The organism is Rhodococcus sp. OAS809 (genome assembly GCF_040546695.1).
Classification (GTDB): Bacteria; Actinomycetota; Actinomycetes; order Mycobacteriales; family Mycobacteriaceae; genus Rhodococcus_F; species Rhodococcus_F qingshengii.
Map to the genome: position 1 here is coordinate 3124863 of NZ_JBEPOI010000002.1, position 24507 is coordinate 3149369.

Annotated in this window: 26 protein-coding genes; 10 read left to right on the forward strand and 16 right to left on the reverse strand. The window is 61.8% G+C overall.

The genetic code is table 11. The features are described from left to right. Positions 1-65 precede the first annotated feature (65 nt). The gene (locus tag ABIE52_RS17560; RefSeq protein ID WP_003945598.1) at positions 66-500 is read left to right on the forward strand and encodes a cupin domain-containing protein; all 435 of its coding nucleotides are present in this window, start codon (positions 66-68) and stop codon (positions 498-500) included. Here ABIE52_RS17560 and ABIE52_RS17565 read toward each other — a convergent pair. After that, positions 489-1694 carry a cytochrome P450 gene (locus ABIE52_RS17565; protein WP_007734124.1) on the reverse strand — a complete coding sequence of 402 codons (1206 nt, stop codon included), beginning with the start codon at positions 1692-1694 and terminating at the stop codon, positions 489-491. The two genes, ABIE52_RS17560 and ABIE52_RS17565, sit on opposite strands and share 12 nt — an antisense overlap. Before the next feature lie 139 nt (positions 1695-1833). Here ABIE52_RS17565 and ABIE52_RS17570 point away from each other — a divergent pair, with 139 nt between their 5' ends. The 3 genes from ABIE52_RS17570 (at position 1834) to ABIE52_RS17580 (ending at position 5572) form a co-directional block, all read left to right on the forward strand. Continuing rightward, positions 1834-2694, forward strand: a complete 861-nt coding sequence (locus ABIE52_RS17570; RefSeq protein WP_158170142.1) for an SDR family oxidoreductase — start codon at positions 1834-1836, stop codon at positions 2692-2694. Then, a complete protein-coding gene (locus ABIE52_RS17575; protein WP_007734116.1) occupies positions 2691-3419 on the forward strand; it encodes an acetoacetate decarboxylase family protein in 729 nt (242 codons plus the stop codon). Before ABIE52_RS17570 ends, ABIE52_RS17575 begins: the two co-directional genes overlap by 4 nt. 95 nt (positions 3420-3514) lie before the next feature. Next, entirely contained in the window at positions 3515-5572 is a 2058-nt protein-coding gene (locus tag ABIE52_RS17580; RefSeq protein ID WP_192711929.1) for a neutral/alkaline ceramidase, read from the forward strand. An 81-nt stretch (positions 5573-5653) separates the two neighbouring features. Here the strand turns inward: ABIE52_RS17580 and ABIE52_RS17585 are convergent, their stop codons facing one another. Continuing rightward, entirely contained in the window at positions 5654-6850 is a 1197-nt protein-coding gene (locus ABIE52_RS17585) for an MFS transporter (protein ID WP_064075146.1), read from the reverse strand. A 143-nt stretch (positions 6851-6993) separates the two neighbouring features. On the opposite strand from ABIE52_RS17585, the gene ABIE52_RS17590 reads away from it, so the two are divergent. Further along, positions 6994-7440: a MarR family winged helix-turn-helix transcriptional regulator gene (locus tag ABIE52_RS17590; protein ID WP_003945852.1), complete on the forward strand. Its 447-nt coding sequence runs from the start codon at positions 6994-6996 to the stop codon at positions 7438-7440. Here ABIE52_RS17590 and thrS read toward each other — a convergent pair. After that, positions 7437-8657: a threonine--tRNA ligase gene (gene thrS / locus ABIE52_RS17595; protein ID WP_192711928.1), complete on the reverse strand. Its 1221-nt coding sequence runs from the start codon at positions 8655-8657 to the stop codon at positions 7437-7439. The two genes, ABIE52_RS17590 and thrS, sit on opposite strands and share 4 nt — an antisense overlap. A 330-nt stretch (positions 8658-8987) precedes the next feature. On the opposite strand from thrS, the gene ABIE52_RS17600 reads away from it, so the two are divergent. Further along, positions 8988-10262, forward strand: coding sequence for a DUF445 domain-containing protein (locus ABIE52_RS17600; protein WP_007734105.1), 1275 nt, complete (start codon positions 8988-8990; stop codon positions 10260-10262). A 2-nt stretch (positions 10263-10264) separates the two neighbouring features. Further along, positions 10265-11089, forward strand: coding sequence for an Abi-alpha family protein (locus tag ABIE52_RS17605; RefSeq protein WP_354541507.1), 825 nt, complete (start codon positions 10265-10267; stop codon positions 11087-11089). Positions 11090-11157: 68 nt separating this feature from the next. On the opposite strand, the gene hsaB is transcribed toward ABIE52_RS17605, so the two are convergent. The 4 genes from hsaB to hsaA are packed head-to-tail and all read right to left on the reverse strand — an operon-like array spanning position 11158 to position 14705. Further along, a complete protein-coding gene (gene hsaB, locus ABIE52_RS17610) occupies positions 11158-11742 on the reverse strand; it encodes a 3-hydroxy-9,10-secoandrosta-1,3,5(10)-triene-9,17-dione monooxygenase reductase subunit (protein ID WP_003945677.1) in 585 nt (194 codons plus the stop codon). Continuing rightward, positions 11739-12641: an iron-dependent extradiol dioxygenase HsaC gene (gene hsaC / locus ABIE52_RS17615; RefSeq protein WP_003945585.1), complete on the reverse strand. Its 903-nt coding sequence runs from the start codon at positions 12639-12641 to the stop codon at positions 11739-11741. Before hsaC ends, hsaB begins: the two co-directional genes overlap by 4 nt. Further along, positions 12641-13519 (reverse strand): 4,5:9,10-diseco-3-hydroxy-5,9,17-trioxoandrosta-1(10),2-diene-4-oate hydrolase, encoded by an 879-nt coding sequence (hsaD, locus tag ABIE52_RS17620; protein WP_003945808.1) that lies wholly within the window; start codon positions 13517-13519, stop codon positions 12641-12643. The genes hsaC and hsaD overlap by 1 nt, the downstream gene beginning before the upstream one ends. A 10-nt stretch (positions 13520-13529) precedes the next feature. After that, positions 13530-14705 (reverse strand): 3-hydroxy-9,10-secoandrosta-1,3,5(10)-triene-9,17-dione monooxygenase oxygenase subunit, encoded by a 1176-nt coding sequence (gene hsaA, locus ABIE52_RS17625; RefSeq protein WP_039973406.1) that lies wholly within the window; start codon positions 14703-14705, stop codon positions 13530-13532. 195 nt (positions 14706-14900) lie between these two features. Here hsaA and ABIE52_RS17630 point away from each other — a divergent pair, with 195 nt between their 5' ends. After that, positions 14901-16061 (forward strand): 3-ketosteroid-9-alpha-monooxygenase, oxygenase component, encoded by a 1161-nt coding sequence (locus ABIE52_RS17630; RefSeq protein WP_003945847.1) that lies wholly within the window; start codon positions 14901-14903, stop codon positions 16059-16061. Positions 16062-16063: 2 nt separating this feature from the next. After that, positions 16064-16435: a hypothetical protein gene (locus ABIE52_RS17635; RefSeq protein ID WP_003945499.1), complete on the forward strand. Its 372-nt coding sequence runs from the start codon at positions 16064-16066 to the stop codon at positions 16433-16435. Positions 16436-16505: 70 nt separating this feature from the next. Here ABIE52_RS17635 and ABIE52_RS17640 read toward each other — a convergent pair whose 3' ends face one another. The 7 genes from ABIE52_RS17640 to ABIE52_RS17670 all read right to left on the reverse strand — a co-directional run bounded on the left by ABIE52_RS17640 (position 16506) and on the right by ABIE52_RS17670 (position 21533). After that, complete coding sequence (locus ABIE52_RS17640) at positions 16506-17339, reverse strand: hypothetical protein (RefSeq protein WP_192711927.1); 834 nt, start codon at positions 17337-17339, stop codon at positions 16506-16508. A 195-nt stretch (positions 17340-17534) separates the two neighbouring features. Beyond that, the gene (locus tag ABIE52_RS17645) at positions 17535-18161 is read right to left on the reverse strand and encodes a TetR/AcrR family transcriptional regulator (RefSeq protein WP_050655881.1); all 627 of its coding nucleotides are present in this window, start codon (positions 18159-18161) and stop codon (positions 17535-17537) included. 74 nt (positions 18162-18235) lie between these two features. Next, on the reverse strand, positions 18236-19492 hold the full coding sequence (locus tag ABIE52_RS17650) for an NAD(P)/FAD-dependent oxidoreductase (RefSeq protein ID WP_058227280.1): 1257 nt from the start codon (positions 19490-19492) through the stop codon (positions 18236-18238). After that, the gene (locus ABIE52_RS17655; protein WP_050655879.1) at positions 19492-19683 is read right to left on the reverse strand and encodes a rubredoxin; all 192 of its coding nucleotides are present in this window, start codon (positions 19681-19683) and stop codon (positions 19492-19494) included. The genes ABIE52_RS17650 and ABIE52_RS17655 overlap by 1 nt, the downstream gene beginning before the upstream one ends. Before the next feature lie 30 nt (positions 19684-19713). Next, positions 19714-19884 carry a rubredoxin gene (locus tag ABIE52_RS17660; RefSeq protein WP_007734092.1) on the reverse strand — a complete coding sequence of 57 codons (171 nt, stop codon included), beginning with the start codon at positions 19882-19884 and terminating at the stop codon, positions 19714-19716. Beyond that, positions 19881-21056: an alkane 1-monooxygenase gene (locus ABIE52_RS17665; protein WP_003945652.1), complete on the reverse strand. Its 1176-nt coding sequence runs from the start codon at positions 21054-21056 to the stop codon at positions 19881-19883. The genes ABIE52_RS17660 and ABIE52_RS17665 overlap by 4 nt, the downstream gene beginning before the upstream one ends. A 171-nt stretch (positions 21057-21227) precedes the next feature. Continuing rightward, positions 21228-21533, reverse strand: a complete 306-nt coding sequence (locus ABIE52_RS17670; protein ID WP_192711926.1) for an HIT family protein — start codon at positions 21531-21533, stop codon at positions 21228-21230. A 140-nt stretch (positions 21534-21673) separates the two neighbouring features. Between ABIE52_RS17670 and ABIE52_RS17675 the strand changes: the two genes are divergently transcribed. Then, the gene (locus ABIE52_RS17675; protein WP_354541581.1) at positions 21674-23281 is read left to right on the forward strand and encodes an FAD-dependent monooxygenase; all 1608 of its coding nucleotides are present in this window, start codon (positions 21674-21676) and stop codon (positions 23279-23281) included. Here the strand turns inward: ABIE52_RS17675 and ABIE52_RS17680 are convergent. Next, positions 23268-23756 carry a VOC family protein gene (locus tag ABIE52_RS17680; RefSeq protein WP_064112422.1) on the reverse strand — a complete coding sequence of 163 codons (489 nt, stop codon included), beginning with the start codon at positions 23754-23756 and terminating at the stop codon, positions 23268-23270. The two genes, ABIE52_RS17675 and ABIE52_RS17680, sit on opposite strands and share 14 nt — an antisense overlap. Continuing rightward, positions 23753-24505: an SDR family NAD(P)-dependent oxidoreductase gene (locus tag ABIE52_RS17685; protein WP_019746895.1), complete on the reverse strand. Its 753-nt coding sequence runs from the start codon at positions 24503-24505 to the stop codon at positions 23753-23755. Before ABIE52_RS17685 ends, ABIE52_RS17680 begins: the two co-directional genes overlap by 4 nt. Positions 24506-24507: the final 2 nt, after the last annotated feature.

Genomic DNA, 24507 nt, shown 5'->3' on the forward strand with positions numbered 1-24507 from the left:
AAACCGGGATAAATCGGACACTGTCGGAGGACACTCAGGAGTACATCCGTCTGGGAGGGCCGCTCATGCGTAAACGCCATCAGGTTCTGCTTGCAGTGTCCGCAGCGATCGGACTGTCGCTGACGCCGATCAATGCGTCGGCAACACCGAGCACGGGAGTACACGGAGAAATCCTCGGGCAGGTGACTTTCGACGGCAAGGACTACATCCTGCGCCAGATCACCATCGACCCCGGCGGTTCCACCGGTTGGCACTTCCACGACGGGACGCTCTACGCGCTGATCGCGCAGGGCACGTTGAGCCACTACCGATCCGATTGCTCCGTCGACGGGATCTACAGCGCCGGAAATACTTTGATCGAACCGAGCGGTTCAGATCATGTGCACATCGGAAACAACTCGCAGACAACACCATTGGTGCTCGAGGTCGTCTACGTCAATCCGGCGGGCAGCCCCCTCTCCGAAGATGCTGCGCCTCCTAACTGCCAACTACCCGGCTGACGGGGCAGAAGAGTTAAACCGCACCGGCATCGATTCGAGCCCGGACACGAAGTTGGCCGCACGCCGCTGCAACGGCGCGTCGGTGGCAAGTTCCATGTCCGGCAGCCTGGCGAAGAGTTGCTCGAACATGATCCGTCCCTCCAACCTGGCCAGCTGATTGCCCAGACAGAAATGAGTTCCGAAGCCGAAGGCCACGTGCGGATTCGGTGTGCGGCCGACATCGAACCGTTCGGCGTTCAGGAACACGGACTCGTCGAAATTTGCCGATTCGAAGAGCAGCAGCATCTTCTCACCTGCCTTCAGCTGCGCGCCGAAGAAATCGGTGTCACGGGTCAGGGTTCGAGCCATGTTCTTGATCGGCGAGGACCACCGCAGCATCTCCTCCATTGCCAAGGGAATGGCATCGGGATCGTCGACTAGCTCCCGGCGCTGGTCCGGATGGCGCAGTAGCTGTTCCATGCCGCCGCTGAGCACGTGCCGTGTGGTCTCGTCACCGCCGATCAGGATCAGCAGGGATTCGTTGACGATTTCCTGATCGGAGAGGGCTTCGCCGTCGACCGCACTGTGAATCAACGTGCTCACCAAATCGTCGGCCGGGTCGCTCCTCCGCTCGGCGATGGTTCGCATCATGTACGCGGTGAAATCGACGTACGCAACCATCATGGCCTGCAGTTGATCCTGGGAAGCGTTGCTTCCCAATGCCTTCACCAGATCATCCGACCACCGCAGAAACAACGCGCGTTCCTCGGGACGGACACCCAACATGTCGCCGATGACGGCCATGGGAAGTGGTGCCGCCAGGTCTGCGACGAAGTCGGCTTCTCCTTTCTCACAGACGGCGTCGATCAGTTGATCGCAGATCTCCCGGATACGGCCGGCCTTGGCTTCGACCTTCTTACGTGTGAAACCCGCGTTGACCAAGCGTCGACGCGTGAGGTGCTGCGGGTCGTCCATGTCGATCATCTGCGGCAATGGACCCGTTTCGGGACGGATGCCGCCGGCGTTGGAGAACAGTTCGGGATCCCGCTCGGCTGCGACGACGGCGTCGTAGCTCGCGGCCGCGGTGATTCCGTTGGCGTCGTCTCGGTACACGGGCTCGTGATCACGCATCCAGGCGTACGCGTCGCGCACATTCCCGAGGTCTCCGCTGTAGAAGCGTCCGTCGATCAAATCGAAGGTCGGTCTGGTAGCCATCACTCCACCTCTCGCACAACCCTTGCCTCAATAAGTAGAACCTGTTCCTATATAGCGTGGGGCGTTTTCACCGAAGCCGAACCGGAAAACCTCCAGAATCAGCACGCGAGCCCGCCGGAGCAACGACCAGGAGACACGCATGGACGACGACACCGCCTCAGCGGGCATACCCACTTTCGCCGGCACATCGATACTGGTGACCGGCGGCGGTAGTGGCATCGGCCTGGGCATCGCTCGTTCGCTGGTTGGGTCCGGCGCTCACGTCACGATCTGCGGACGCAACAAGGAGAAACTCGATGCTGCCGCCGAATCGATCCGGCAGTCGAGTCCGGAAGGATCGGTCAGCGCCTCTCCTGCCGACGTCACGATCGAGGCAGACGTCGTCGCTGCTGTCGCCGCGGCGGTCTCCGTCACCGGAAAGCTCGACGGAGTGGTGGCCTGCGCGGGCGGGAACGAAACCATCGCCCCGGTCACGCAACTCGACGTCGACGCGTGGCGCCGCACCGTCGACCTCAACGTCACGGGGACCATGCTGACGATCAAGCACGGCGCGCGGGCACTGGTGGCAGGAGGCGGTGGATCCATCGTCGCGATCTCGTCGATCGCCAGCAGCAACACACATCGCTGGTTCGGCGCGTACGGAGTCTCGAAGTCCGGCGTCGACCACCTGGTGCGGTTGACGGCAGACGAACTGGGCGCCAGCAACATTCGTGTCAACGCGATTCGGCCGGGGTTGACCCGAACGGATCTGGTCGCGCTCATCACCGACGGTGGCCCCATCCTCGACGACTACCTGGCCAACACTCCACTCGAACGCGTCGGTGAAGTCGAGGACGTCGCCGGCCTCGCTTCCTTCCTCCTCGGACCGCAATCCACCTGGATCACCGGGCAGATCATCAACGTCGACGGAGGCCAAATGCTGCGCCGCGGACCGGATTTCCGCTCGATGCTCGAACCCGTCTACGGCTCCGACGGACTCCGCGGGGTGGTCGCGCCATGAGCTACACGATTCTGGGCAAGAAGGTCGAGATGCCGGTCGAGGTTCGCACCGCGTCGGCCTTCATGGCGCTGTATTCGGTACCCAGCGCAACCGCGCAGTCGATCATCGACTACACCGGCTTGACGGTGCTCCAGTACCGTCCCGGTCGGGCGCTGTGCGGCCTGGTTTTTGTCGACTACATCGACGGGGATCTGGGGCCGTACAACGAATTCGGAGTGACGTACATGGTGCGCAGCCACACTGCGCCTCCCGAAACCTCGGTGCTGGGAGATCTACGTTCGCTCGCTGCCGGAACTGCAGGGGCACTCATTCACGAGTTGCCGGTGGACGGCGAGTTCACCAAGGCCGCCGGCCGGGAAATCTGGGGATTCCCGAAGGTGCTCGCCGAGTTCGACACCGAGCACGTCGGCTCGGTCAAGCGCGGATCGGTCTCTCGCGACGGCAAACTCATCACACAGTTGAGTGTGAAATCCGGCGTCAGCGTGCCGGGCGGCGGAGCCAACATGTCGTTGGCCGCGTACTCACATCTCGACGGCGCCACCAGGTGCACGTCGTGGGACATGGCACCGACCGGCGTCAAATCGCGCCCTGGTGGAGCCGAGGTTCAACTGGGCAGTCACCCGATGGCGGCGGAGCTTCGGAAACTGGGACTCCCCCGCCGGGCCCTGATGACCACGACCATCAAGAACCTGGCGATGACGTTCGGGGAGGCCACAACAATCTGAGTGTCGGCCGACGGCACCCCTTTCGGTCACGTGTGACTCGGGCTACACTCCTGGACGGTTGACCAACTTGCGTCAGACCGCCCGAAAGGACACTCGTGCAGATCACCCGACGCACCGTACTGGCAGGCGCTGCCGCCGCACCTGCGCTCGCCGCTCTGTCGACGAACCAGGCCGTCGCAGCTTCGCCGGCACGCACCGTTTCACCCGCACGCACCGACAAGTCGTCGGCGTCACTGCAGGTGGGCGTCGGAATTTCCGACGTGACCGGACCGGTCGCCGAAGTCGGCATGATGGGCTACTCGAGCTTCGATCAACGCGCCGAAGGCCTGCACCAGCGAATGCGCGCACGCGCCTTCATCTTCGAGTCCGGCGGGTCGCGGGTCGCCTACGTGTGCGTCGACAACTGCATGATCTTCCAGTCCGTTCATGACGAGGTCCTGCGCCGACTGGCCGGGAGGTTCGGTGACATCTACACCGAACGCAACGTCATGTTGACGGCCATCCATTCACACGCGGCATGTGGTGGGGCCTCGCACAACTACGCGTACAACCTCGCAGTTATCGGCTTCGAACTGCAGGTGTTCGAAGCCGAGGTCAACGGCATGGTCGAGGCGATCAGCGCTGCGCACGAGAACCTGGCGCCAGGCACGGTCCGTTTCGGGCGGTCCGATCTCACCGATGCCAGCGTCAACCGATCGCGAGTGGCGTTCGACCTCAATCCCGAAGAGGACAAGGCCTACTACCCCGGTGGCAACGACCACCACATGCGTGTCATGCGGATCAGTCGGGGCAGCAAGGACATCGGAGCGATCAACTGGTTCGCCACCCACTGCGCCTCGCTCACGAACGAGAACCATCTCATCTCCGGGGACAACAAGGGCGCCGCGGCGTACTTCTGGGAGCACGACGACCAGGGCGTGCGCTACCTCGACGGCGACACCAGCTTCATTGCTGCGTTTCCGCAGACCAACAGCGGCGACATGTCACCCAACCTCTTCCTCGAGCCCGGACGCGGACCGACCGAAGACGAATTCGAGAACGCACGCATCATCGGGCTGCGCCAGGTTGCGGCGGCTCGAACTGCCTTCGACGCGGCGTCCGACACCGTCACCGGTGGCGTCGACAGTCGGATCATGTACCTGGACATGGCAAATCAGGTGGTGAGCGGAAGATTCACCCCCGACGGACGCGAGCACCGCACCGCTCCGGCCGCGATCGGCGCGGCAATGAGCGCCGGAAGCGTCGAGGACGGACCGGCAATCCCGATCTTCCCCGAGGGCACCCGAAACCCCATGATCGACGCCCTGGGCGGTATGGATGCTCCTGTGCCTCAATGGCTTCAGGACGCACAGGCGCCCAAACTCGTAGTCGTTCCGGTCGGCCTGCTGCCACCGGGAGGATGGGTGCCGAACGTACTCAAGATCCAGATCCTGCGGATCGGTCAGTTCTACATCGTCGGTGGCCCTGCGGAATTCACCATCGTCTCCGGATTACGAGTGCGTCGAACCGTCGCCGAGGAGCTTGGGGTTCCCCTCGAGAACGTCATCTTCCAGGGATACGCGAACTCGTACTCGAGCTACTGCACCACACCACAGGAATACGATTCGCAGCAGTACGAGGGCGGTTCGACGATGTTCGGTCGTTACACACTGCCGGCCTATCAGCAGGGGTATGCCGCCCTTGCAGCCGCGATGCGCGACGGCACCGAACCTCCTCGCGGCCCCGCTCCGGCCGACCTGTCCGGGTTCCAACCCAGCTTCGGACCTGGCGTCGACTTCGACGAGCCCTTGCCGGGAACACAATTTGGCGACGCAACCGTCCAACCCGGCGACACCTCACCGGGTGGGCAGGTTGCCGTCGAGTTCGTCACCGGCCACCCCAAGAACGACACTCACCGAAACGGGACCTTCTACGAGATCCAGCGCAATACCGGCGGATCCTGGACACGGGTCGCCGACGACAACGACTGGTCCACCAAACTGCACTGGCGCCGGGTCGGGAGCAACGGTTCCGTCGTGCGCATCACGTGGGATGTTCCGGCCGATACTCCGGCGGGTACGTATCGAGTCCAACACTTCGGTGCGTCGAAGGCTCGGGGTAGCGGCGCGATTTCGCCGTTCTCCGGGGTGACCGCCGAATTCCGCCTCACCTGACCCGCGTGAACGTATCGCTCCCCTTGTTGGACAAGGGGAGCGATACGTTCACGCGATGGGGTCAGAGCGCAGTGGACAGGTTCAGGCGGCGGTCGGGTGCAGCGAGGTGCTCGGCGTCGACGGCTCTGACGCTGCCGGGCGGTCGATTTTCGCCGCGACGAGCAAGACCAGCAGACCGGCGACAGTGACTGCCGCTCCCATCCAGATCGGGGAGGTGAAGCCGAGTCCCGCGGCGATGGTGATTCCGCCCAGCCATGCCCCGAGTGCGTTGCCGACGTTGAAGGCGGCGATGTTGGCACCCGATGCCATGGTCGGTGCTGCCGACGCGTAGTTCATGATCCGCATCTGCAACCCGGGTACCGTCGCAAAACCGAAGGCGCCCATGAAGAACAGTGAGATCACTGTCATGACCTTGCTCTCCGCGGTGGCGGCGAACACGATCAGAACGACGGTCAGGATCGCGAGAATCCAGACCAGCGCCTTCGTGAGCGAACGGTCGGCCGCCTTGGCGCCGAGGAAGTTACCGACGAACAGGCCCGAGCCGAAGAGGATGAGCAGCCACGGAACGCTGGACGTCGCGAAGCCGGTGACCTCGGTGAGGGTGAAGGCGATGTAGGTGAAGGCTCCGAACATTCCGCCGTAGCCGAGGATGGTGATGGCGATCGAGAGCCATACCTGCTTGTTGCGGAATGCCCCCAACTCTCCGCGCAATCCGCCACCGGTCGTGCTGGCGGGCGTCGTCGGGACGAGTGCTGCAATTCCGATCAGGGCGATGACGCCGATGACGGTGATGGCCCAGAACGTCGAGCGCCATCCGAGTTGCTGGCCCAGCAGCGTGCCGAACGGAACGCCGAGAACGTTGGCGATGGTCAGGCCCGCGAACATCATCGCGATGGCGCCGGCGCGCTTGTTGGGCGCGACCATGTCGGCGGCAACCACCGAGCCGATTCCGAAGAACGCACCGTGGCACAGCGCCGCGACGATGCGTCCGCCCATCATGACCTCGTAGGAGGGAGCGAGCGCGGACATCAGGTTGCCGATGATGAACAGCACCATGAGCGAGAGAAGGACCTTCTTGCGCTCGAAGCGGGTGACGGCAGCGGTCAGGAGGATCGCGCCGATCGCCACCGACAGTGCGTAGCCCGAGATCAGGTAGCCCGCGACGGACTCGGTGACCTCGAAATCAGCCGAGACCTCGGGCAGGAGGCCCATGATGACAAATTCGGTGAGGCCGATCCCGAACCCGCCCATAGCGAGGGCAATGAGACCCAATGGCATCTCGATGTTCCTTTCACAGATTTACGCGTAAGCCGTTAGCGGGCGTGTGCATTAGTTGCAGGCGCGCTATAAATAGTTGCACGCGCGCGCTACATGCGCAAGCTGGTAACCTGGAGTCGCAGGAAACGGACAAGGAGAATCACATGGGGATCGCCGACGACGCCGTCGAAATCCGTTCGCAAGGGTGGCGCACGCTCGCAGCACTGCACGGCGCCCTCGACACCGAACTGGAACGCGCGCTCCAGCGTGAGCACAAACTGTCCGTGGTCGAATACACCGTGCTCGACGCACTGAGCCGCCAGGATGGCTGGCACATGCGGATGGCTCAGTTGGCTCGCGCTGCCGCACTGAGCAGCAGCGCCACGACGCGCTTGGTCAATCGACTCGAAGATCGAGGACTATTGACGCGCATCCTGTGCGCCGACGACCGTCGAGGCATCTACACCGAGCTGACGCCGGCCGGCCGCGAGCTTCTCGAAAGCGCACGGCCGACGCACGACGCCACCCTCGAGGCCGCGCTCGACGAGGCATGCAAGACACCCGAACTCGCGCCACTGGTGCGCGCCCTCCACGAGCTTCCCGTCGGCTAGAAGTCTGCCGGAAGCAGGGCACGCTCTTTGATGCCCGAGACCACCTGAGCGACAAACACACTCGCATCGACGACCACCCGCCCACCACGCGCGGGGACCAGAACGTCGACGGTGCCGCCGTGCACCTCGTTGTCTCCGATCACCGCGATGTACGGGTCACGGTGAGTGCGTGCCTCGCGGATGCGACGTCCCAACGATCCGTCAGGCGCGATCGCCACTCGAACATCGCGAGCCTCGAGATCGGCCCGCAAACGCTCGGCCTCAACCTGGTGCCGGTCGCCGACGGGCAGAATCGAGACTTGGTTGGGTGCCAGCCACGGCGGCATCCGCCCTTCGAACCTTTCGATCAAAAGCGCAGTCATGCGTTCCATCGATCCGAGCAAGCCCCGATGGATCATGACGGGGCGAGCCTTGGATCCGTCCTCAGCGGTGTACTCGAGGTCGAACCGCTCCGGTTGATTGAAGTCGAGTTGCACGGTCGAGAGTGTTTCCTCGCGGCCGTGCGCGTCTCGCACCTGGACGTCGATCTTGGGACCGTAGAACGCTGCCTCCCCCTTCGCTTCCACGTACTCGATCGAGCGTGCATTCAGCGCCCCGCGAAGGTGATCCTCGGCGTCCGCCCACTGCTCGTCGGTGCCGAGGTACTGCCCCTCTCCCCCTCTGATCGAGAGGCGGTACTTCCGTTCGGCAATCCCCAGAGTCGAGTAGCAGCGCTCGATCGCGTCGAGCGCGACGATCACTTCCGCTTGCACTTGTTCGCGACTACAGAAGACATGTGCGTCGTCGAGATTGATCTGTCTGACTCGACTCAATCCGCTGAGAACTCCGGAGAGTTCGCTACGGAACATCGAGCCGAGTTCACGAACCCGGAAAGGTAGCTCGCGATAACTACGACCGCGAGCGGCGAATACCTGAGCGTGATGGGGACAGTTAGCCGGACGAAGGAGAAATGACTCTCCGCCTATCTTCATTTCGGGAAACATGTCGTCCGAGAACTTGGACCAATGCCCAGATCTCTCGTACAACTCTTTCTTCGCAATAACGGGGGTATAGACACCCCGGCATCCGGATCGCGCTGCTTGTTCGGCGGCGAACTTTTCGAGTTCGTTCCTGATGATCGCGCCGTCCGGTAACCAGAGTGGGAGGCCCGCCCCGACGATGGGGGTGGTGGCGAAAAACTCCAGGTCGCGCCCGAGTTCGCGGTGGTCAACGCTCATGAGAGGTCTCCAAATCGTTCAAGGGGAGACGCACACGGAGCGACGAAACAGGAAAGCCCCGGGGCGATAACTCCCGGGGCTGAAAGGGTTCGGTCAGCAGTTGCTAAACGATGCGCCGGAAGAGAACCGGCGTCGTCGTGTTGTGCGCAATACTGACCATGTACGTGAGGTTACATCAACTTCCTACCCACCTACAGCCCGAATTGTCGGGCCTCTATGCTGACGCAACTGGGAAGGCGCAGCAGTAGCCAACGAAACACCCACGAAGAGCGAAGTTTCGGCAATCATGTCCGAACGTGAGGTTCTCGGATATGAGGAGGATGTGCGACGGTGCCGGACCACTTGCTCGAACAGTTGATCACCATTCCTTTGTTCACGGGAATCATCGGGTACATCACCAATTGGTCGGGCGTCCTGATGCTTTTTGCGCCGATCAACTTCCACGGGATCAAAGTGCCCGGACTCAAACTGCTCTTCCCGTTCCTCCCCCGGCGCGTTCAGGTGATCCCCGCGATCACCAGCGACGGCAGATTCGGTTGGCAAGGCATCGTCCCCTCGCGGGCGGAGAAGATGGCGTCGATCGCCGTCGACAAATCCCTCGCGAAAGTCGGCAGCATCGCCGATTTCTATCGCGTCCTGGACCCGGACAGCATCGCCGAGCACTTGGTGAACATTTCTCGCAGTGAAGTGCGCGGCGTGGTCACCAGAATCATGACGGCCGAGAATCCTCAGCTCTGGCACAACCTTCCGACGTCGGTGAAGGAGGCCGTCTTCCGCAAGGTGGAGGACGATCTGCCGGCCAGCGTGCGCATGATCACCGACCGCATCGAAGAGGACATCGACGAGTTCATCGACGCGAAGCTGATGGTGATCCGCTACCTCTCTTCGCACCCCAAACTGCTCAACGACATCTTCCGCACGATGGGCAACAAAGAGCTCAGGTTCATGCAGAACTTCGGCTTCTACTTCGGGTTCCCGATGGGCTTCGTGCTCGTCGGAATCCTCCATCTGGTTCCGCAGTGGTGGGTGCTTCCCATCGGTGGCGTGATCATCGGGTACATCGTGAACTACCTCGGAATCACGATGATCTTCGAACCGATCACCCCCAGCCGTTGGGTGCCGTGGCGGCAGGGACTGTTCCTGAAACGCCGCACCGAGATCATCGCCGGGTACGCAAAAACCCTCGCCGATCACGTCGTGACGCTCGAGAACATCGGCACCGAACTCCTCGAAGGTCCCCGCTCGGACCGAACGCGGCGGATGCTCGATCAGGTACTGCGCGAATCCGTCGACGACGCAGCCGGCTGGGCAAAGTCGGTGGTCAAGATGACCGTTGGTTCGCAGAGCTACAAGCGTCTGCCCGGCCTGGCCACCACCGAAGTGCTCGACCTGTACCCAAGGGTCTTCGAGGACGCGGAGTTCGCCGAGAACCAGTCGGAGAAGATTCGTGTCTTCGTCACCGAACGCATGAGCATCCTTTCACCGGAAGATTTCAGCGAACTACTACGCTCAGCCGTCAAGCAGGACGAGTGGCTGTTGTTCGTACACGGGGCCGTGCTGGGCTCGTTTGCCGGTTTCCTACACCTCGCAATATTCGGAGTATGAGCATGAGTGAGCACGACCATCGCATGATCGTCGAAGCGGAATCGTACGACTGGGCTGCGGACATCACGCCGGTCGAATCCGTCGAAAAGCGTCTGATCCGTAGCCTCATCGGGCTGACCGCCACGACGACGCTCACGTCGATCAAGCTGACAGGGTGGGCTTTCGGAACAGCGAAGGAGGCGACGCGGCAGATCGTTCAGGCTGCCGCCGAAGCCGCGGCAGAGGCCGCTGAATCGGCCAATGTTCAATCCGAACGTCGGGCCGAGAACTCCAACGGAGACGGCTCGCGGACCGAGAACCTACGGGCAGCAATGGCAACTCGTACCAATCGCAAGCAGAGCGTCGAGGCCACTCTCGCGGCGCTGCGGGCACGTGGCGACAGGTTGCTGGACCGTTCCGCGGACGTGACCGATCGTGACGATCTGCACCCGGCCTACGACCGGATCCTCGACGAGATCGCACCCGACGAAGCCCGAATTCTTCGGCTGTTGGCCACCTCCGGTGCGCAACCGAGCGTGGACGTACGCACGGCGCGGCCGTTCGGAGTCGGCTCGGAGATGATCGACGAGGGTCTGTCGATGATCGGAGAACTGGCGGGCTGTCGTCATCTGGACCGCATCAGCGCCTACCTGAACAACCTGCATCGGCTCGGTTTGGTGGCGTTCTCACGAGAGCCCGTCGAGGCCGACCGGTACCAGGTGGTCGAGGTACAGCCGTCGGTGATCGAGGCGGTCAAGCGCGCCGGCCGATCGAACAAGATAGTGCGTCGTAGCATCCTGTTGACGCCGTTCGGTGACGACTTCTGTCATACCTGTTTTTCTCTGTAGGGCCTCCGGCCCTGTGCGCCTTTTTGGTAGTTACCACTACCAAAAAGGCGCACAGGGGGGCTTGCCCCCTACAGCCAGGTATCTTCTGTCGTGGTCGTCAGGAACGCTTCCAGATCGTCACGCCAGGTAGCCGGAACAGTCTTGTCCGGCTCGATGCCCGTGTACTGCCCGCGATAGAAGAGCAGCGGGCGTTCGGTCTTGATCTCACTCATCGACGAAACCCGACCGAAGACGACGTAGTGATCGCCACCGTCGTGGACGGTTTCCACCGTGCAGTCGATGTGTGCAAGGGACTTGTCGATGATCGGCGAGCCCAGAGGCGATGGCGTCCAATCGATGCCCGCGAACTTGTCCGGCTCACGTGACCCGAAACGAGCACACACCGCCTGCTGTTCCTCCGCCAACACGTTGACGGCGAACTTACCGGTCCGCTCGATTGCCGCCCACGACCGAGAACCCTTGGTGGGGCAGAACAACACCAAAGGCGGGTCGAGTGACAGGGCCGCGAAAGACTGACATGCGAACCCGACAGGCTCACCGTCGTCGACTGTCGTGATGATGGTGATACCCGTGCAGAATTGCCCGAGAACCGTGCGGAACTGGCGTGGATCGATCGCCTGCTCCGCACTCACCGACGCGTCAGGCGAACTCACGGCTTCATTCCCACCGTGAAGTCGTGACCCCACAGGCTCACGGCCGTGCTTTCCCTCGCGATCCAGTTTTCGTCCTCGACCTCTAGCCCCTCACAACCGAATTCGATGTCGAACCCGCCTGGAGTCTTCATGTAGAACGAGAGCATCTCGTCGTTGACGTGGCGACCGAGAGTCGCCGACATCTTGACCTTCTTGCGCAGTGCCCGGTCGAGGCACAGTCCGACGTCGTCGGAGTTCTCCACTTCGAGCATCAGGTGCACGATGCCCGTCGGGTTGGGCAACGGCAGGAACGCCAAGCTGTGGTGACGCGGGTTGCAGCCGAGGAACCTCAGCCACGCCGGGTCGCCGTCCGCGGGCCGGCCGACCATCTGCGGAGGCAGACGCATCGAGTCGCGAAGCTTGAATCCGAGTACGTCGCGGTAGAACCGCAGCGAAGCATCGTCGTCATCGGTGGTGAGCACGACGTGGCCGAGGCCCTGCTCGCCCGTCACGAACCTGTGCCCGTACGGGCTCACGATCCGGCGGTGTTCGAGAGCAGCTCCGTGGAACACCTCGAGGGAGTTGCCCGAGGTGTCCTCGAACGCGATCATCTCGACGACGCGACGGTCCTTGAGCTGCTCCGCCGTGCCTTCCTTGAACGGAACACCGGCTGCCGACAACCTGTCACGGATATCCTGCAGCTCAGCGGCATTCGCGGTTTCCCAACCCGAGACGAGCAGACGGTCCGTGTCGTTCGGAACGATGACAAGACGCGCCGGGAAGTCGTCCATACGCAGATACAGCGATTCCGCGTCGACGCCCTTGCCCTCGATCATTCCGAGGATCTTGAGTCCGTATTCGCGCCACGCAGCCATGTCGGTGGCCCCGATGCGCATGTACGCCAGAGATCGAATACCCATCATTTACCTCCGTCGAGCAGGAAGTCGGTTGCGAGCCGGTTGAATTCGTCGAACTTCTCGAGCTGCGCCCAGTGACCGCAACCGCCGAAGACGTGGAGCTGCGCGCGCGGGATCATCTTGAGCGCGACCAGTGCGCCGTCGAGAGGGTTGACCCGATCCTCACGGCCCCAGATCAGCAACACACGCTGACGAAGCTTGTACGCCTCGCGCCAGAGCATGCCGAGCTCGAAGTCACCGCTGGAGAAGGACTTACCCATCGCCTTGGCCGCAGCCAGCGACTCGGGAGTGCTGGCGGCAGCAAAACGTTCGTCGACGAGTTCCGGCGTGATCAGCTTCTGATCGAAGACCATGATCCGCAGGAATGCTTCGAGGTTTTCTCGGGTGGGCTGGTAGCTGAACTTTCCGAGGTTCTTGACGCCCTCGGTGGGGTCCGGCGCAAACAGGTTGACACTCAGACCGCCGGGGCCCATCAGAACGAGGCGACCCGCACGGTCCGGGTAGTCGAGCGCAAAGCGAACAGCAGCGCCACCACCGAGCGAATTGCCCAGCAGATCAACGCGACCGGTGATCTCGAGCGTGTCCAGGAGATCGTTGAGCGCCGACGCACTGTGAACGAAGTACTGCGGATGCTCCGTCGGCTTGTCGGACTGCCCGTAACCGGGCTGATCGACCGCGATGACGTGAAAGCTCTTCGCCAACACCGGAATGTTGCGGGCGAAGTTAGACCACGACGACGCGCCTGGGCCACCGCCGTGCAGCAGCACGATGGTCTTGTCGTTTCCGACGCCCGCCTCGTGGAAGTGCAGTTTCAGATCGGGGCGCACTTGCGCGAACCGTGAAGTGGACTCGTAGGTGAGGGCTTCTTCGGTGGTTGTCACTGAGCCTCCTCTAGACCATCGTGTCGGTGATCGGCAGACCGAATTCGCCGGTTCCGAACATGACGTACGCGCGTTCGGGATCGTTGGCGGCGTGGACGCGACCAGCGTGAGCATCGCGCCAGAAACGCTGGATAGGAGTGCCGTTCTGCAGCGCCGTGGCGCCGGAGTTCTCGAAGAGCTTGTCGATCGAGGCGATCGCGCGGCCCGTGGCGCGCACCTGGTCACGTCGAGCGCGCAGCCGCAGTTCCATCGGAACCTCTTCGCCCGCAAGGATCAACGCGTACTCGTCGGCGACGTTGCCGGAGAGCTGACGCCACGCGGCGTCGATGTCGCTGGATGCCTCGGCGATGCGCACCTTGGCAAACGGATCGTCCTTCGACTTCTCGCCGGCGAACGCAGCGCGAACACGCTTGCCCTGGTGCTCGACGTGCGCTTCGTAAGCTCCGTAAGCCATTCCGACGATCGGCGCCGAGATCGTGGTGGGGTGAATGGTTCCCCACGGCATCTTGTAGACCGGCGCGGTGTTGTTCTCGAGGCCCGGGGCGGTCAGTTCGCTCATCGCCCGGAAGCTCAGCACGCGATGCTTGGGAACAAAAACATCCTTGACCACAACGGTATTGGAGCCGGTTCCACGCAGGCCGACCACATTCCACACGTCGTCGATCTGGTAGTCCTCGCGAGGAATCAGGTAGCTCACGAAGTCGACCGCGCGGCCGTCTTTGAACACCGGACCACCGAGAACGGCCCAGCTGGCATGGTCACAACCCGAGGACCACGCCCACGCACCGTTGACCTTGTATCCGCCCTCGACTACTTCACCCATACCCATCGGGGCGTAAGAGGACGAGATGCGAACGTCAGTGTCGTTGCCCCACACGTCTTCCTGCGCCTGCTGAGAGAAGAGGGCGAGGTGCCAGTTGTGTACCCCGATGATCGAGGAGACCCACCCTGTGGAACCACACGCGCTGGCGATCTTCTTGACCGCGGAGTAGAACAGCACCGGATCGGCTTCGTATCCGCCCCACTGCTTCGGCTGCAGCAAGCGGAAGAAGCCTGTTTCCTGAAGAGCCTTGATGGACTCGTCGGGTATACGACGCAGATCCTCGGTCTCCTGTGCGCGCTCGCGCAGTGCCGGCAGTAGTGCGTCGAGCCTCTGCATCACCTCGTGGCTGTCATGGTTACCCACTTCGACGCTCCCGTCTTCCTCGATCGGTTGGTTCACTTACACTTGAGACTAGAACACGTTCTCTTTTCTGTCGAGACGCTGACAAAGGTCCCGTTTGTGGCCGCAATGCTGTAACAAGTGCCCCCAAAATCTGGCGGAACCGGATCGAGTTCTATAACGTGTTCTACTAACAGCTAGAAGGGATGTGAGGTCACAATGGCGCAGATTCGCGAGATCGACGTCGGAACGGTGCAAACTCGTTTCGCCCGCGGTTGGCACTGCCTGGGTCTACTGAAGACCTTCAAGGACGGCAAACCGCACGCGATCGAGGCTTTCGGTACGAAGCTCGTGGTGTTCGCCGACAGCAAGGGCGACATCAAAGTTCTCGACGGATACTGCCGTCATATGGGTGGTGACCTCACACAAGGCGAGGTCAAGGGCGATTCCATCGCCTGCCCCTTCCACGACTGGCGCTGGGGCGGCAACGGCAAGTGCACCGGCATTCCTTATGCCCGCCGCGTGCCTCCGCTCGCACGCACCCGCGCGTGGACGACCCTCGAGCAGAACGGTCAGCTCTTCGTCTGGAACGACCCCGAGGGCAATCCGCCGCCCGAAGAGATCGTGATTCCTCGTATCGAGGGCGCGTACAGCGACGAATGGACCGACTGGACCTGGAACTCCATGGTCATCGAGGGGTCCAACTGCCGCGAGATCATCGACAACGTGGTCGACATGGCGCACTTCTACTACATCCACTACGCCTTCCCGACGTACTTCAAGAACGTCTTCGAAGGTGAGATCGCCACTCAGTACCTCAACACCACGGGTCGTCCCGACATCGGAATGGCCTCCCAGTACGGCGGCGACACGCTTCTTCGCTCCGAAGCTGCGTATTACGGACCGTCGTACATGGTCAATCCCCTGTGGAACAGCTACAGCGGATACGAGGTCGAGAGTGTTCTGATCAACTGCCACTACCCGATCAGCCCGGACTCGTTCGTGCTGCAGTGGGGCGTGACGGTGAAGAAGCCGACGGGTGTCTCCGACGAGATGGCCGACAAGTTGGCCGGCAAGTTCACCGAGGGCATCAGCGAGGGATTCCTGCAGGACGTCGCGATCTGGAAGAACAAGACCAAGATCGAGAATCCCCTTCTCTGCGAAGAAGACGGCCCCGTCTACCAGCTACGACGCTGGTACGAGCAGTTCTACGTGGACAAGGCCGACGTCACCGAGAAGATGACGCAGCGCTTCGAGTTCGAGGTGGACACCACCAAGGCAAACGAAGCCTGGCACGCCGAGGTCGAGGAAAACCTCGCACGCCAGAAGGCCGAGAAGGAAGCTGCAGCAGAAGCGGCAAAGAAGGAAGCAGAGGTCTAGTCGTGAGCGCCTCGATCGGAACCGACGCACGGTGGGCTCGTTGGGCCAAGGCACCGGACTTTGCCGGGCAAACGGAACGGCTCGAGGCGATCGCAGCCCAGACGATCGAGGACAAGCACGAATACCTCGACTCGGGTCTGCAGGAAGTCGACTGCAAGGCATGCGGCGCGTGCGTACTGGTTCGCAAGAACACGTACAAACACACCAGCGTTCAGTGGACTTCCGACCCGGCGCTGCGTTGCCACACCTTCAAAGAGGCAATTGCTTCCGGGCAGTCGTCGGCATTGAAAGACGGATGCCCGAAACTGCACGACAGCATCGCCGACGCGGTTAGGGACGGCACCATCACGGTGCGTGATCCCGAGGTCAGCTGACCTGATTGTGTAGAACGAGGGCCGACCCACGGGTCGGCCCTCGTTTTACGTTCCAGCGCCCGCGCGTCCGTCAGGCAGGCGGTCGCACCTTTCGTGCAGCCACCGCGTAGACGTCGCTCGAGGTGGTGAGCGAGTTCTTTCCGCTGACTGCCGGCACTCCCCCACGGAGATTCACCGCCCAGTTGAGCGCACCCAGCGGTCCACACCCGCTGGCTCCCGGCGCCGCAAACACCGCATCCGAATGTGGGACTGCCGGGAACACTGCACCGGGGAACTCACCGATAGGTTCCGACGGAGGGTTTCCGGTTGTGGTCAAGTGAAGATTGATCGGATTCGAAACCGAACCGATGTAGCAATCGTCACCGAGCAAGGGATTAGACAGTTTCAATCGAACAGGCATGGTGAGTTCCTGCTCGAGAACCTTCAGATCCGGGACTCCCACCGATTCCACCGTCGCGCTGATCTGAGTCAGTCCCAGCGGAGTATCGATCCCGAGAGCACCTCCGGGTACCGAAATCGGGTTGGAATAGACCCCGTTGGACCCGTCCTGCTTGGCGACGAAGGTCTCGACGAAACTGTTGTCCGGCTCTGTCGCGTATTTCACCCCACCCGCAACCTTGAGACTGCCGTCCGGAATCGGCACCGAAAGTGCACCCAATTTCATGGTCCCTCCGCGAACCACGACGCTGGCGCACGTCGTCACCTCGAGATCCTCGATCGGGCACGTGCCCCAACCGTCGAAGGTCAACGGATCAACCGCTGCCGCACCGGAGGAACCGAGCGATCCGCTGCCGGAAGACCCTGACGAGGATTCGTCGGCGACTGCCACACCTGCCCCGGCCATGACAAACGATGCAACTATCGCAACGGTCGACAACACTCGAGATCTATTGCAGCTCTTCATTTTCGAATTCCTCCACCGATGACGGAAATTCACGAGAGCCACCCTGCGGATCGCACCTCGATCTACGCCCGGCACGCTACCGAGAAGTGAGACGCGGATTCACACATAACGACGATATTTCCCACCAAAGAACTACGGCGATCACGCTCGATCGAACTTCCGTCCTAGCCCGGAAACCGTATCGATCCTGTCGGCTCAGCTCGTTTCGACTGTGCCCGAACCGATGACCTGATCGAGGAACGGCCCGAACATCTCCCCCAGGTTCTCGGCGATCTGATCGGGGGTACCGAAAGACAACGTCACGTGACTGATCGCCAGACGCACTATCGTGCTGCCGAACATCTCGGCATGGATGCGGTCGACGTTCGCCCAACTGGTCATGAAGATCTCGGCCAACCTCGCGCTCGCATGTTCGAGCAGCGGAGTCCCGTCAGTGGTGACCAAGCTCAGCAGGTCGTGCTGCGGCCGGGGACCGACAATGCTGACCACCATCGGATCCCGGGCACCGGCGTCGAAGAAGGCACGGAAGGCTGCCGAGACCGCGCCCCGCGGATCCGAATGATGCAGCGTTACTTCGCGTTCCACCTCTTCGAGGAACTCGTCAACGAAACGGATGAGGTATCCGGACGCCAATCCCTGGCGGGACGTGAACTCCTTGTACAACGTCTGCCGGCTCATGCCCGCAGCTTCCGCGATATGCGCCATCGTGATGTCGTTCCACGATTTCTCGGTCAAGAGTTCGCGTGTGGCGTCGAGCGCTGACGCACGGAGGAGTTGACGAGCTGCCTCGTGGTACGGGACACGGGCACGAGCGGTGGACATATCGGGAAGATTTCCATCGCCCGTGCTCGGTGTCAAAACGGTGGACACGCAAGCCACAGAAGTCACGAGTGCACTCAGAGCACCGGTGAGGCGACAAGACCCGCCGCAAGTTCGGTCAGATCCCTGTTTGTATCGGCGAGTACGTCGGCGCTGATGTCCGGGGAGCGTTCGATAAGGGTTCGCACGGCACGAATGTCCTTCGGCCGGCCCACGCTCACAGCACCGACGATATTTCCGTCGCGCATGCAGATCGCAGTGAAGTCATAGGAGTCCAAGTCTCCTCGAACTATTACGGTGTCGTCCGCGCCTGGCCAACCAGCTACTTGAATGTTGCGGCCGAATTGGTTCGACCAACTCCAAGGGACGGATTCGAAGGGTTCTTCCTTCCCGACGATGGTCTTGGCAACTGCAACTGCGTGGTCCTGCGCGGTGTTCCAGTGCTCACCACGGTGCATGCCGCCGAGAAAACCGTTGGGCACGTTGGCCACATCGCCGATCGCGTACACATCAACGACGGAGGTCCGGAGGTATCGGTCTACCGAAATCCCGTTGTCCACCGCAATACCCGCAGCAGCAGCCACATCGGTATCGGGCAAGGATCCGATTGCGACGACGGCCAAGTCCGCTGTCCACTCGCGTCCGTCACGCGCGCGTGCGGTGACACCGTCGGCACCTGTCGTCAGCGTCTCGAGGTCGACTCCCGTCTGCAAGTCGACGCCCGCCAAGGCGTGCAGCGCGGCGATCTTCTCCGCTATCGACGGTGGAAGCAGCCTGGACAGGGGCAACGGTTGCGCTTCGAGAACCTGCACACTGCAACCCAAGTCGCGTGCCGTTGACGCCACCTCCGATCCGATCAAGCCACCGCCGACCACCAAAAGCGAGGATCCTTCGATCAGCTGGGATTGCAAGCGTCGCATGTCTGCGATATCTCGAAGATAGTGAACACGCTCGGAATCTTCGTTCTCCAACCGTCGGGACCGTCCACCCGTGGCAAGAATCAGAACGTCGTAGTCGATGCTGTCACCGTCGGCTAAAAGTACTGTGCGGGAATCTGTGTCGATACTCGTGACAGTTGCGCCGATCCGAAGATCGATACTCTGCTCGGTCCAGAAAGTCGACGGCCGCAACCGAACCCGATCGAACGACGCTTTCCCGGACAGTAGCTCCTTCGACAGCGCCGGGCGGCGGTACGGCTCCTCAGGTTCGCTGCCGATCAGGATGATGCTGCCGCCGAACCCTTCCTTGCGCAGGGCCTGCGCGGCACCGGAACCGGCGATGCCCGTGCCCACGATCACGACGGTGCGTGTGTCGGGCTCGCTGACCGCTGTCATCAGCGGTTCACCTCCACCATTTCGAAATCGACTTTGGCGGCACCACAATCAGGGCAGGACCAGTCTTCGGGAATCTCGTCCCAGCGAGTACCCGGCTCGATACCGTCGTCGGGCCAGCCGATCGCTTCGTCGTATTCGAACCCGCACTGGAGGCAGCGGAACAATTTGTAAGCAGTGGCAGTCTCGGACATCGGTTTTCCTTTCACCGGTGGGTATTTCGATCAGGATTGCGTGACGAGGGTGAAGTCGACCTTCTCGCGGACGCCGCAGTCGGGGCAGCACCAGTCGTCCGGGATACTCGACCACGGCGTGCCGGGCGGAAAGCCTTCTCGCGCAGCGCCGGTCGATTCGGTGTACGTGTAGTCGCAGATCGGGCAGATGTAGGCGTTCATGCGTTCACCCCGTAGGCTGCGAGGATCTTGGCCCGCTTCTTCGGCGCGATGTTGACCTGAGTGATGTCACCTCGGTAGTGCTCGAGAACGCGGTGGTCCATCACCTTGCGCCACAGGGGCGGAACTGTGGCGAGCATGATCATGCTGGCGTAGCCGCTCGGGAGCTGAGGGGCCTCTTCCATACTGCGAAGCGCCTGGTAGCGCCGTGTCGGATTCGCATGATGATCGCTGTGCCGCTGCAAGTGATAAAGGAAGACGTTGGTGCAGATGCGATCACTGTTCCAGCTGTGCGCCGGCGTGCATCGCTCGTACCGTCCGCTTGCGGTTTTCTGACGCAGGAGTCCGTAGTGCTCGAGGTAGTTGATCGCTTCGAGCAGCGAAAACCCGATGAACGCCTGGATCACGAGGTACGGCGCGATGCCGATCCCGAATACTGCAAGCGCGACACCGAACAGAACAACCGACATGAGCCAGGCGTTGAGCACGTCGTTCTTGATGCTCCAGTGCGTGGTGCCCAAACGCTCGAAGCGGGTCTTCTCGAGATGCCACGCCGACTTCAATCCCCCGCCGACGCTGCGCGGCCAGAAACCGTAGAGGGTCTCACCGAAGCGCGAGGTCGCCGGATCTTCCGGAGTCGACACTCGCACATGGTGGCCACGGTTGTGCTCGAGGTAGAAGTGACCGTAAGCGCTCTGCGCGAGAACGATTTTGGACAACCAGCGCTCGACGCTCTCCTTCTTGTGCCCGAGTTCGTGGGCGGTGTTGATGCCGATTCCGGCCGTCACACCGATCGTCACTGCGAGTCCGATATTGGAGAGAACGCTCAAATCCCAACGCGCCCAGATGTAGCAGGACAGGAAGAAGGCCGTGTACTGCAGCGGCAGATAGGCGTAGGTGCACCACCGGTAGAAGCGGTCGTTCTCGAGTTCGTCGATCACCTCGTCGGGCGGATTCTTCCCGTCCTCACCCGCCAGGATGTCGATGACGGGAATGAGAGCAAACGCGATCAGTGGGCCGGTCCACCAGAAGACATTCCATCCGGTGGCGGTAACAAGCCCCACGGCGATGAAAGTTGCCGATGACGGAATCAGCGCCAACAGCCACAAGTAGCGTTTCCGGTCTCTCCAAGTTGCGAGCCGACCATCTGGCTCGGTGTACACCAACGCAGCCATCGAATTCTCCAGTTCTCGTTCGGATCAGTGAGTGCGTCCTGCGCGGTAATCCGCGACACGAACAACATCTATGTATAGAGAGTGGACAAATGATGGCGTTTTGTCAACGATTTTTGAGGTAAAAGTTTTACAAACACGCAGATTTGTACATCACTAGGATGTGGCGGCAGATCAGCGTTCAAGGAATCGAGGGCGCAAAAGTGCGCCGAAAGGCGCTCGCGCCTCAGGCGGAACGTAGGCCGCCTCGCCATGCCGGGAATACAGGTGGTCGTCCTCGTATCGCGGATGCTCGATCGGCGACACAAGTACGTGGCCGGGGTTGCCCGGCCACCACTTCGGGGAAATCCGAGCGATTGCGTGGTCGGTTCGAGCAACCAGGTCGGTCGACGCGTTGTGCTCGTCGAACTCGCCCAGCGCGAAGCGACAGAACGGGCACCGGTACCCCGGCGGCTCATGATGCAACTCGCCTGCCTTCACGTCGCGATCTTCCCACGACCTCAACGTCTGCGCCCCGTGCGGAAAGCCCCAAAATGCCCGATCTGCGCGAATTTCCCCAAAACAAAAGTTCGCTTACCCATACTGAAATGACCGACTGTCCCCGACGTGAGTGGGTCCTGATGGATACCGACGTATTGGTAGCGGGCGCCGGCCCGATCGGCTTGACCACCGCGATCGAGCTGCGCAGACGCGGTATCTCATGCCGAATAGTCGACCCGCTCGACGAACCGCGGCAATACGCGAAAGCCGTCGGGATTCAGCCACGCACTCTCGAACTCTTCGAGAACATGGGGGTGCTCCGCCAGGCACTCGACGCCTCGACATTGATGCGCGGTCAGATCATGTACACGAACGGCGTCGAGGTCGGCCGCGTCGACCTCACCCTCCCCGAGGACGTTCCTTACTGGTTTCTCTGTCTGCCTCAGTACTCGACGGAGCGCATCCTCACCGAGCGCCTCACCGAGTTGGGAACAACCGTCGAACGCGGAGTCGGCCTCACTGCATTCGAACAATCCGACGACGCCGTCACCTGCACCCTCAGCGACGGCAGTACCGTGACGGCTCAGTACCTGGTGGGTTCCGACGGCGCGCACAGCGTGGTCCGCAAAGGGCTGGGCCTGAGCTTCGAGGGCGGCGCATTTGCCGAGAGCTACATGCTCGGCGACGTCGAAGTCGACTGGTCGATCCCCAGCGGCTACTCCGTCCGCGCCAACCACACCGCCGACGACGGAACCACCGACGATCTACTCGTCTGCATCCCACTTCCCGGACACAAGCGGTACCGCATGTCGATGCTCGTTCCGGACGATTTGATGCCGGACGAATCGTCGAACAAAGCCGCTGTACAACACAGTTTTTCAACCGGAAAGACACCTGAACTCCATCACATCCAGGCTGTGCTCGACAGACTGTCCCCAGAACCGACAACCGCCTCGATGCTGCGATGGTCCTCGGTCTTCCGCATCAGCCACCGCATCGTCGACGCTTACAGCCGCGGACGCGTTTTTGTCGCCGGCGACGCCGCGCACATCCATCCCCCGACTGGCGCGCAGGGCATGAACACCGGGATCCAGGACGCCCACAATCTTGCGTGGAAGATAGCGCTCGCCGTCAAAGGTGTTGCGGAAGCGGATCTTCTCGAGACCTACGACGCCGAAAGGCGGCCGGTCGGTGAAGAAGTCGTCGGGATGACGGTCCGAAATGCTCGAGAAGGAATCGGTTCGGGAGAGTCTTCCATCGACACGGCAATGCGGCGCCAGGCTCAATTGTTGATCGACTACTCGGAGAGTCCGCTGAACACCGGGCGTAATTCTTCGAGTCCACACGTTCAACCGGGCGAGCGTGCACCCGATGCACGCGGAATGCGCCGAGACGGTGTGCAGTATCCAATTCGGTTGTTCGACTTGCTGTCCGGAGTCGACCACACGTTACTGCTGACTTCGGACGGATCCGCGGAGAGCATCAACAGCCTCGAGAAGGTCGCCGACGCCGCAATTCGATCAGCGCACGGCTTGCTGGACGTCTACGCGATAGTGCCACCGGGAACCGTGACCGTCGACTCGCTGGTGCCTATCATCGAGGACAACGCCTCGCAACTGTGCGCCGCGTATGGGGTCGAAGGTACGGCGGCGCTGGTCATTCGCCCCGACGGCTACCTCGGATTCCGTGGTCACCCGGAGAACGTTTCCGATTACTTCACGAAAGTGTTTGCCGTCAATCAGGAATGAGCGAAGCGAACATCAACCGAATCTCGGGCGAGAGCTTCATCAACTCGACGTATCCACCCAACGGCCCGGCATCGAGGTAGGAGAACTCCATGCCGGCGCCCTCTACCCGACCTTGTTGCACCACCGACATTCCGCGACGCTCGGCCTCGAGCAACGTCGCCTCGTAATCGTCTGGAACCCAAGCCATGTGATGAACTCCGACGCCGTGAGTCTCCAGGAACTCCGTGTACAGGTTGCGTCCGGACACTGGTTGGATCAGCTCGAGCTGTTGGCTGCCCGCATATCCGATCGACACGTGCACGACATAGTCCGCGGGCTCCCCGCGATACGTTGTGGTCTCGGGACCAAAGGCGATGTCTGGCATACGTAGCCATCGCTCCACTCCCCACTGCCGAGTGAACTCCTGTTCGGCAGCCTCGATGTCCTCGACCACCCAGCAGATCTGGAAGATCGGTCCCGAGACCAACGGGGTCATGCCATTTTTCCGTTGTCGACCGAGTAAACGGCCCCGTGTATCGCCGAGGCGTCGTCGGAGGCAACGAAAGCCACCATCTTCGCAACGTCCTCGGCTTCCATCAAGCCACGCGGCGAGGCAACCTTCATGACGAGGTCGAAGTCGACTCCGTCGGGGAAGGTGAATCCGGTGACTTGAGGAGTCATCATGCCGCCGGGGCAGATTGCGTTGACACGCAGAGACTTTCCGGTGAACTCCATCGCCATCGCTCGGGTCAGTCCGATGAGTCCGTGCTTGGCAGCACAGTATCCAGCCGAGTACGCCTGCCCTTCCAGTCCCGCAATCGAGGAGACGTTGACGATGTTGCCGCCCCGTTCCAGCAAGTGCGGCAGTGCTGCTCGGGAAAGGAAGAACGGTCCGTTCAGATTGACCGCAAGGTCATGTGCCCATTCGGAATCCGCAATATCCGCCGTGTGACGAAGCGAGTGCGATCCCGCCACGTTGACGAGGATGTCGATACCACCGAGTTCGTCGACACACGCTTGCACGGCCGCATCACACTGAGCGGAATCCGAGACGTCCGTCGCCGCGAAACGACGCTCTCCATCCGCGCCAACCACCTCGACCATCGACTGTCGCAGCTTTTCCTTGTCGCGGGCGATACCGAAAACCTGTGCGCCCCTGCGGTGGAGAATCTCGGTGACGGCGCGCCCCAACCCTGAGGACGCGCCGGTTACCAAGGCCACTTTTCCGGCCAGTACGTCTGCCATGG

Coding starts and splice junctions, on each gene's coding strand:
- hsaC (WP_003945585.1), bottom strand. CDS start 12,641: ATGGGTATTCGATCTCTGGCGTACATGCGCATCGGGGCCACCGACATG.
- ABIE52_RS17645 (WP_050655881.1), bottom strand. CDS start 18,161: ATGTCCACCGCTCGTGCCCGTGTCCCGTACCACGAGGCAGCTCGTCAA.
- ABIE52_RS17650 (WP_058227280.1), bottom strand. CDS start 19,492: ATGACAGCGGTCAGCGAGCCCGACACACGCACCGTCGTGATCGTGGGC.
- ABIE52_RS17575 (WP_007734116.1), top strand. CDS start 2,691: ATGAGCTACACGATTCTGGGCAAGAAGGTCGAGATGCCGGTCGAGGTT.
- ABIE52_RS17660 (WP_007734092.1), bottom strand. CDS start 19,884: ATGAACGCCTACATCTGCCCGATCTGCGACTACACGTACACCGAATCG.
- ABIE52_RS17655 (WP_050655879.1), bottom strand. CDS start 19,683: ATGTCCGAGACTGCCACTGCTTACAAATTGTTCCGCTGCCTCCAGTGC.
- thrS (WP_192711928.1), bottom strand. CDS start 8,657: ATGAGCGTTGACCACCGCGAACTCGGGCGCGACCTGGAGTTTTTCGCC.
- ABIE52_RS17685 (WP_019746895.1), bottom strand. CDS start 24,505: ATGGCAGACGTACTGGCCGGAAAAGTGGCCTTGGTAACCGGCGCGTCC.
- ABIE52_RS17675 (WP_354541581.1), top strand. CDS start 21,674: ATGGATACCGACGTATTGGTAGCGGGCGCCGGCCCGATCGGCTTGACC.
- ABIE52_RS17565 (WP_007734124.1), bottom strand. CDS start 1,694: ATGGCTACCAGACCGACCTTCGATTTGATCGACGGACGCTTCTACAGC.
- ABIE52_RS17570 (WP_158170142.1), top strand. CDS start 1,834: ATGGACGACGACACCGCCTCAGCGGGCATACCCACTTTCGCCGGCACA.
- ABIE52_RS17590 (WP_003945852.1), top strand. CDS start 6,994: ATGGGGATCGCCGACGACGCCGTCGAAATCCGTTCGCAAGGGTGGCGC.
- ABIE52_RS17560 (WP_003945598.1), top strand. CDS start 66: ATGCGTAAACGCCATCAGGTTCTGCTTGCAGTGTCCGCAGCGATCGGA.
- ABIE52_RS17605 (WP_354541507.1), top strand. CDS start 10,265: ATGAGTGAGCACGACCATCGCATGATCGTCGAAGCGGAATCGTACGAC.
- ABIE52_RS17680 (WP_064112422.1), bottom strand. CDS start 23,756: ATGACCCCGTTGGTCTCGGGACCGATCTTCCAGATCTGCTGGGTGGTC.
- ABIE52_RS17585 (WP_064075146.1), bottom strand. CDS start 6,850: ATGCCATTGGGTCTCATTGCCCTCGCTATGGGCGGGTTCGGGATCGGC.
- ABIE52_RS17665 (WP_003945652.1), bottom strand. CDS start 21,056: ATGGCTGCGTTGGTGTACACCGAGCCAGATGGTCGGCTCGCAACTTGG.
- ABIE52_RS17630 (WP_003945847.1), top strand. CDS start 14,901: ATGGCGCAGATTCGCGAGATCGACGTCGGAACGGTGCAAACTCGTTTC.
- ABIE52_RS17640 (WP_192711927.1), bottom strand. CDS start 17,339: ATGAAGAGCTGCAATAGATCTCGAGTGTTGTCGACCGTTGCGATAGTT.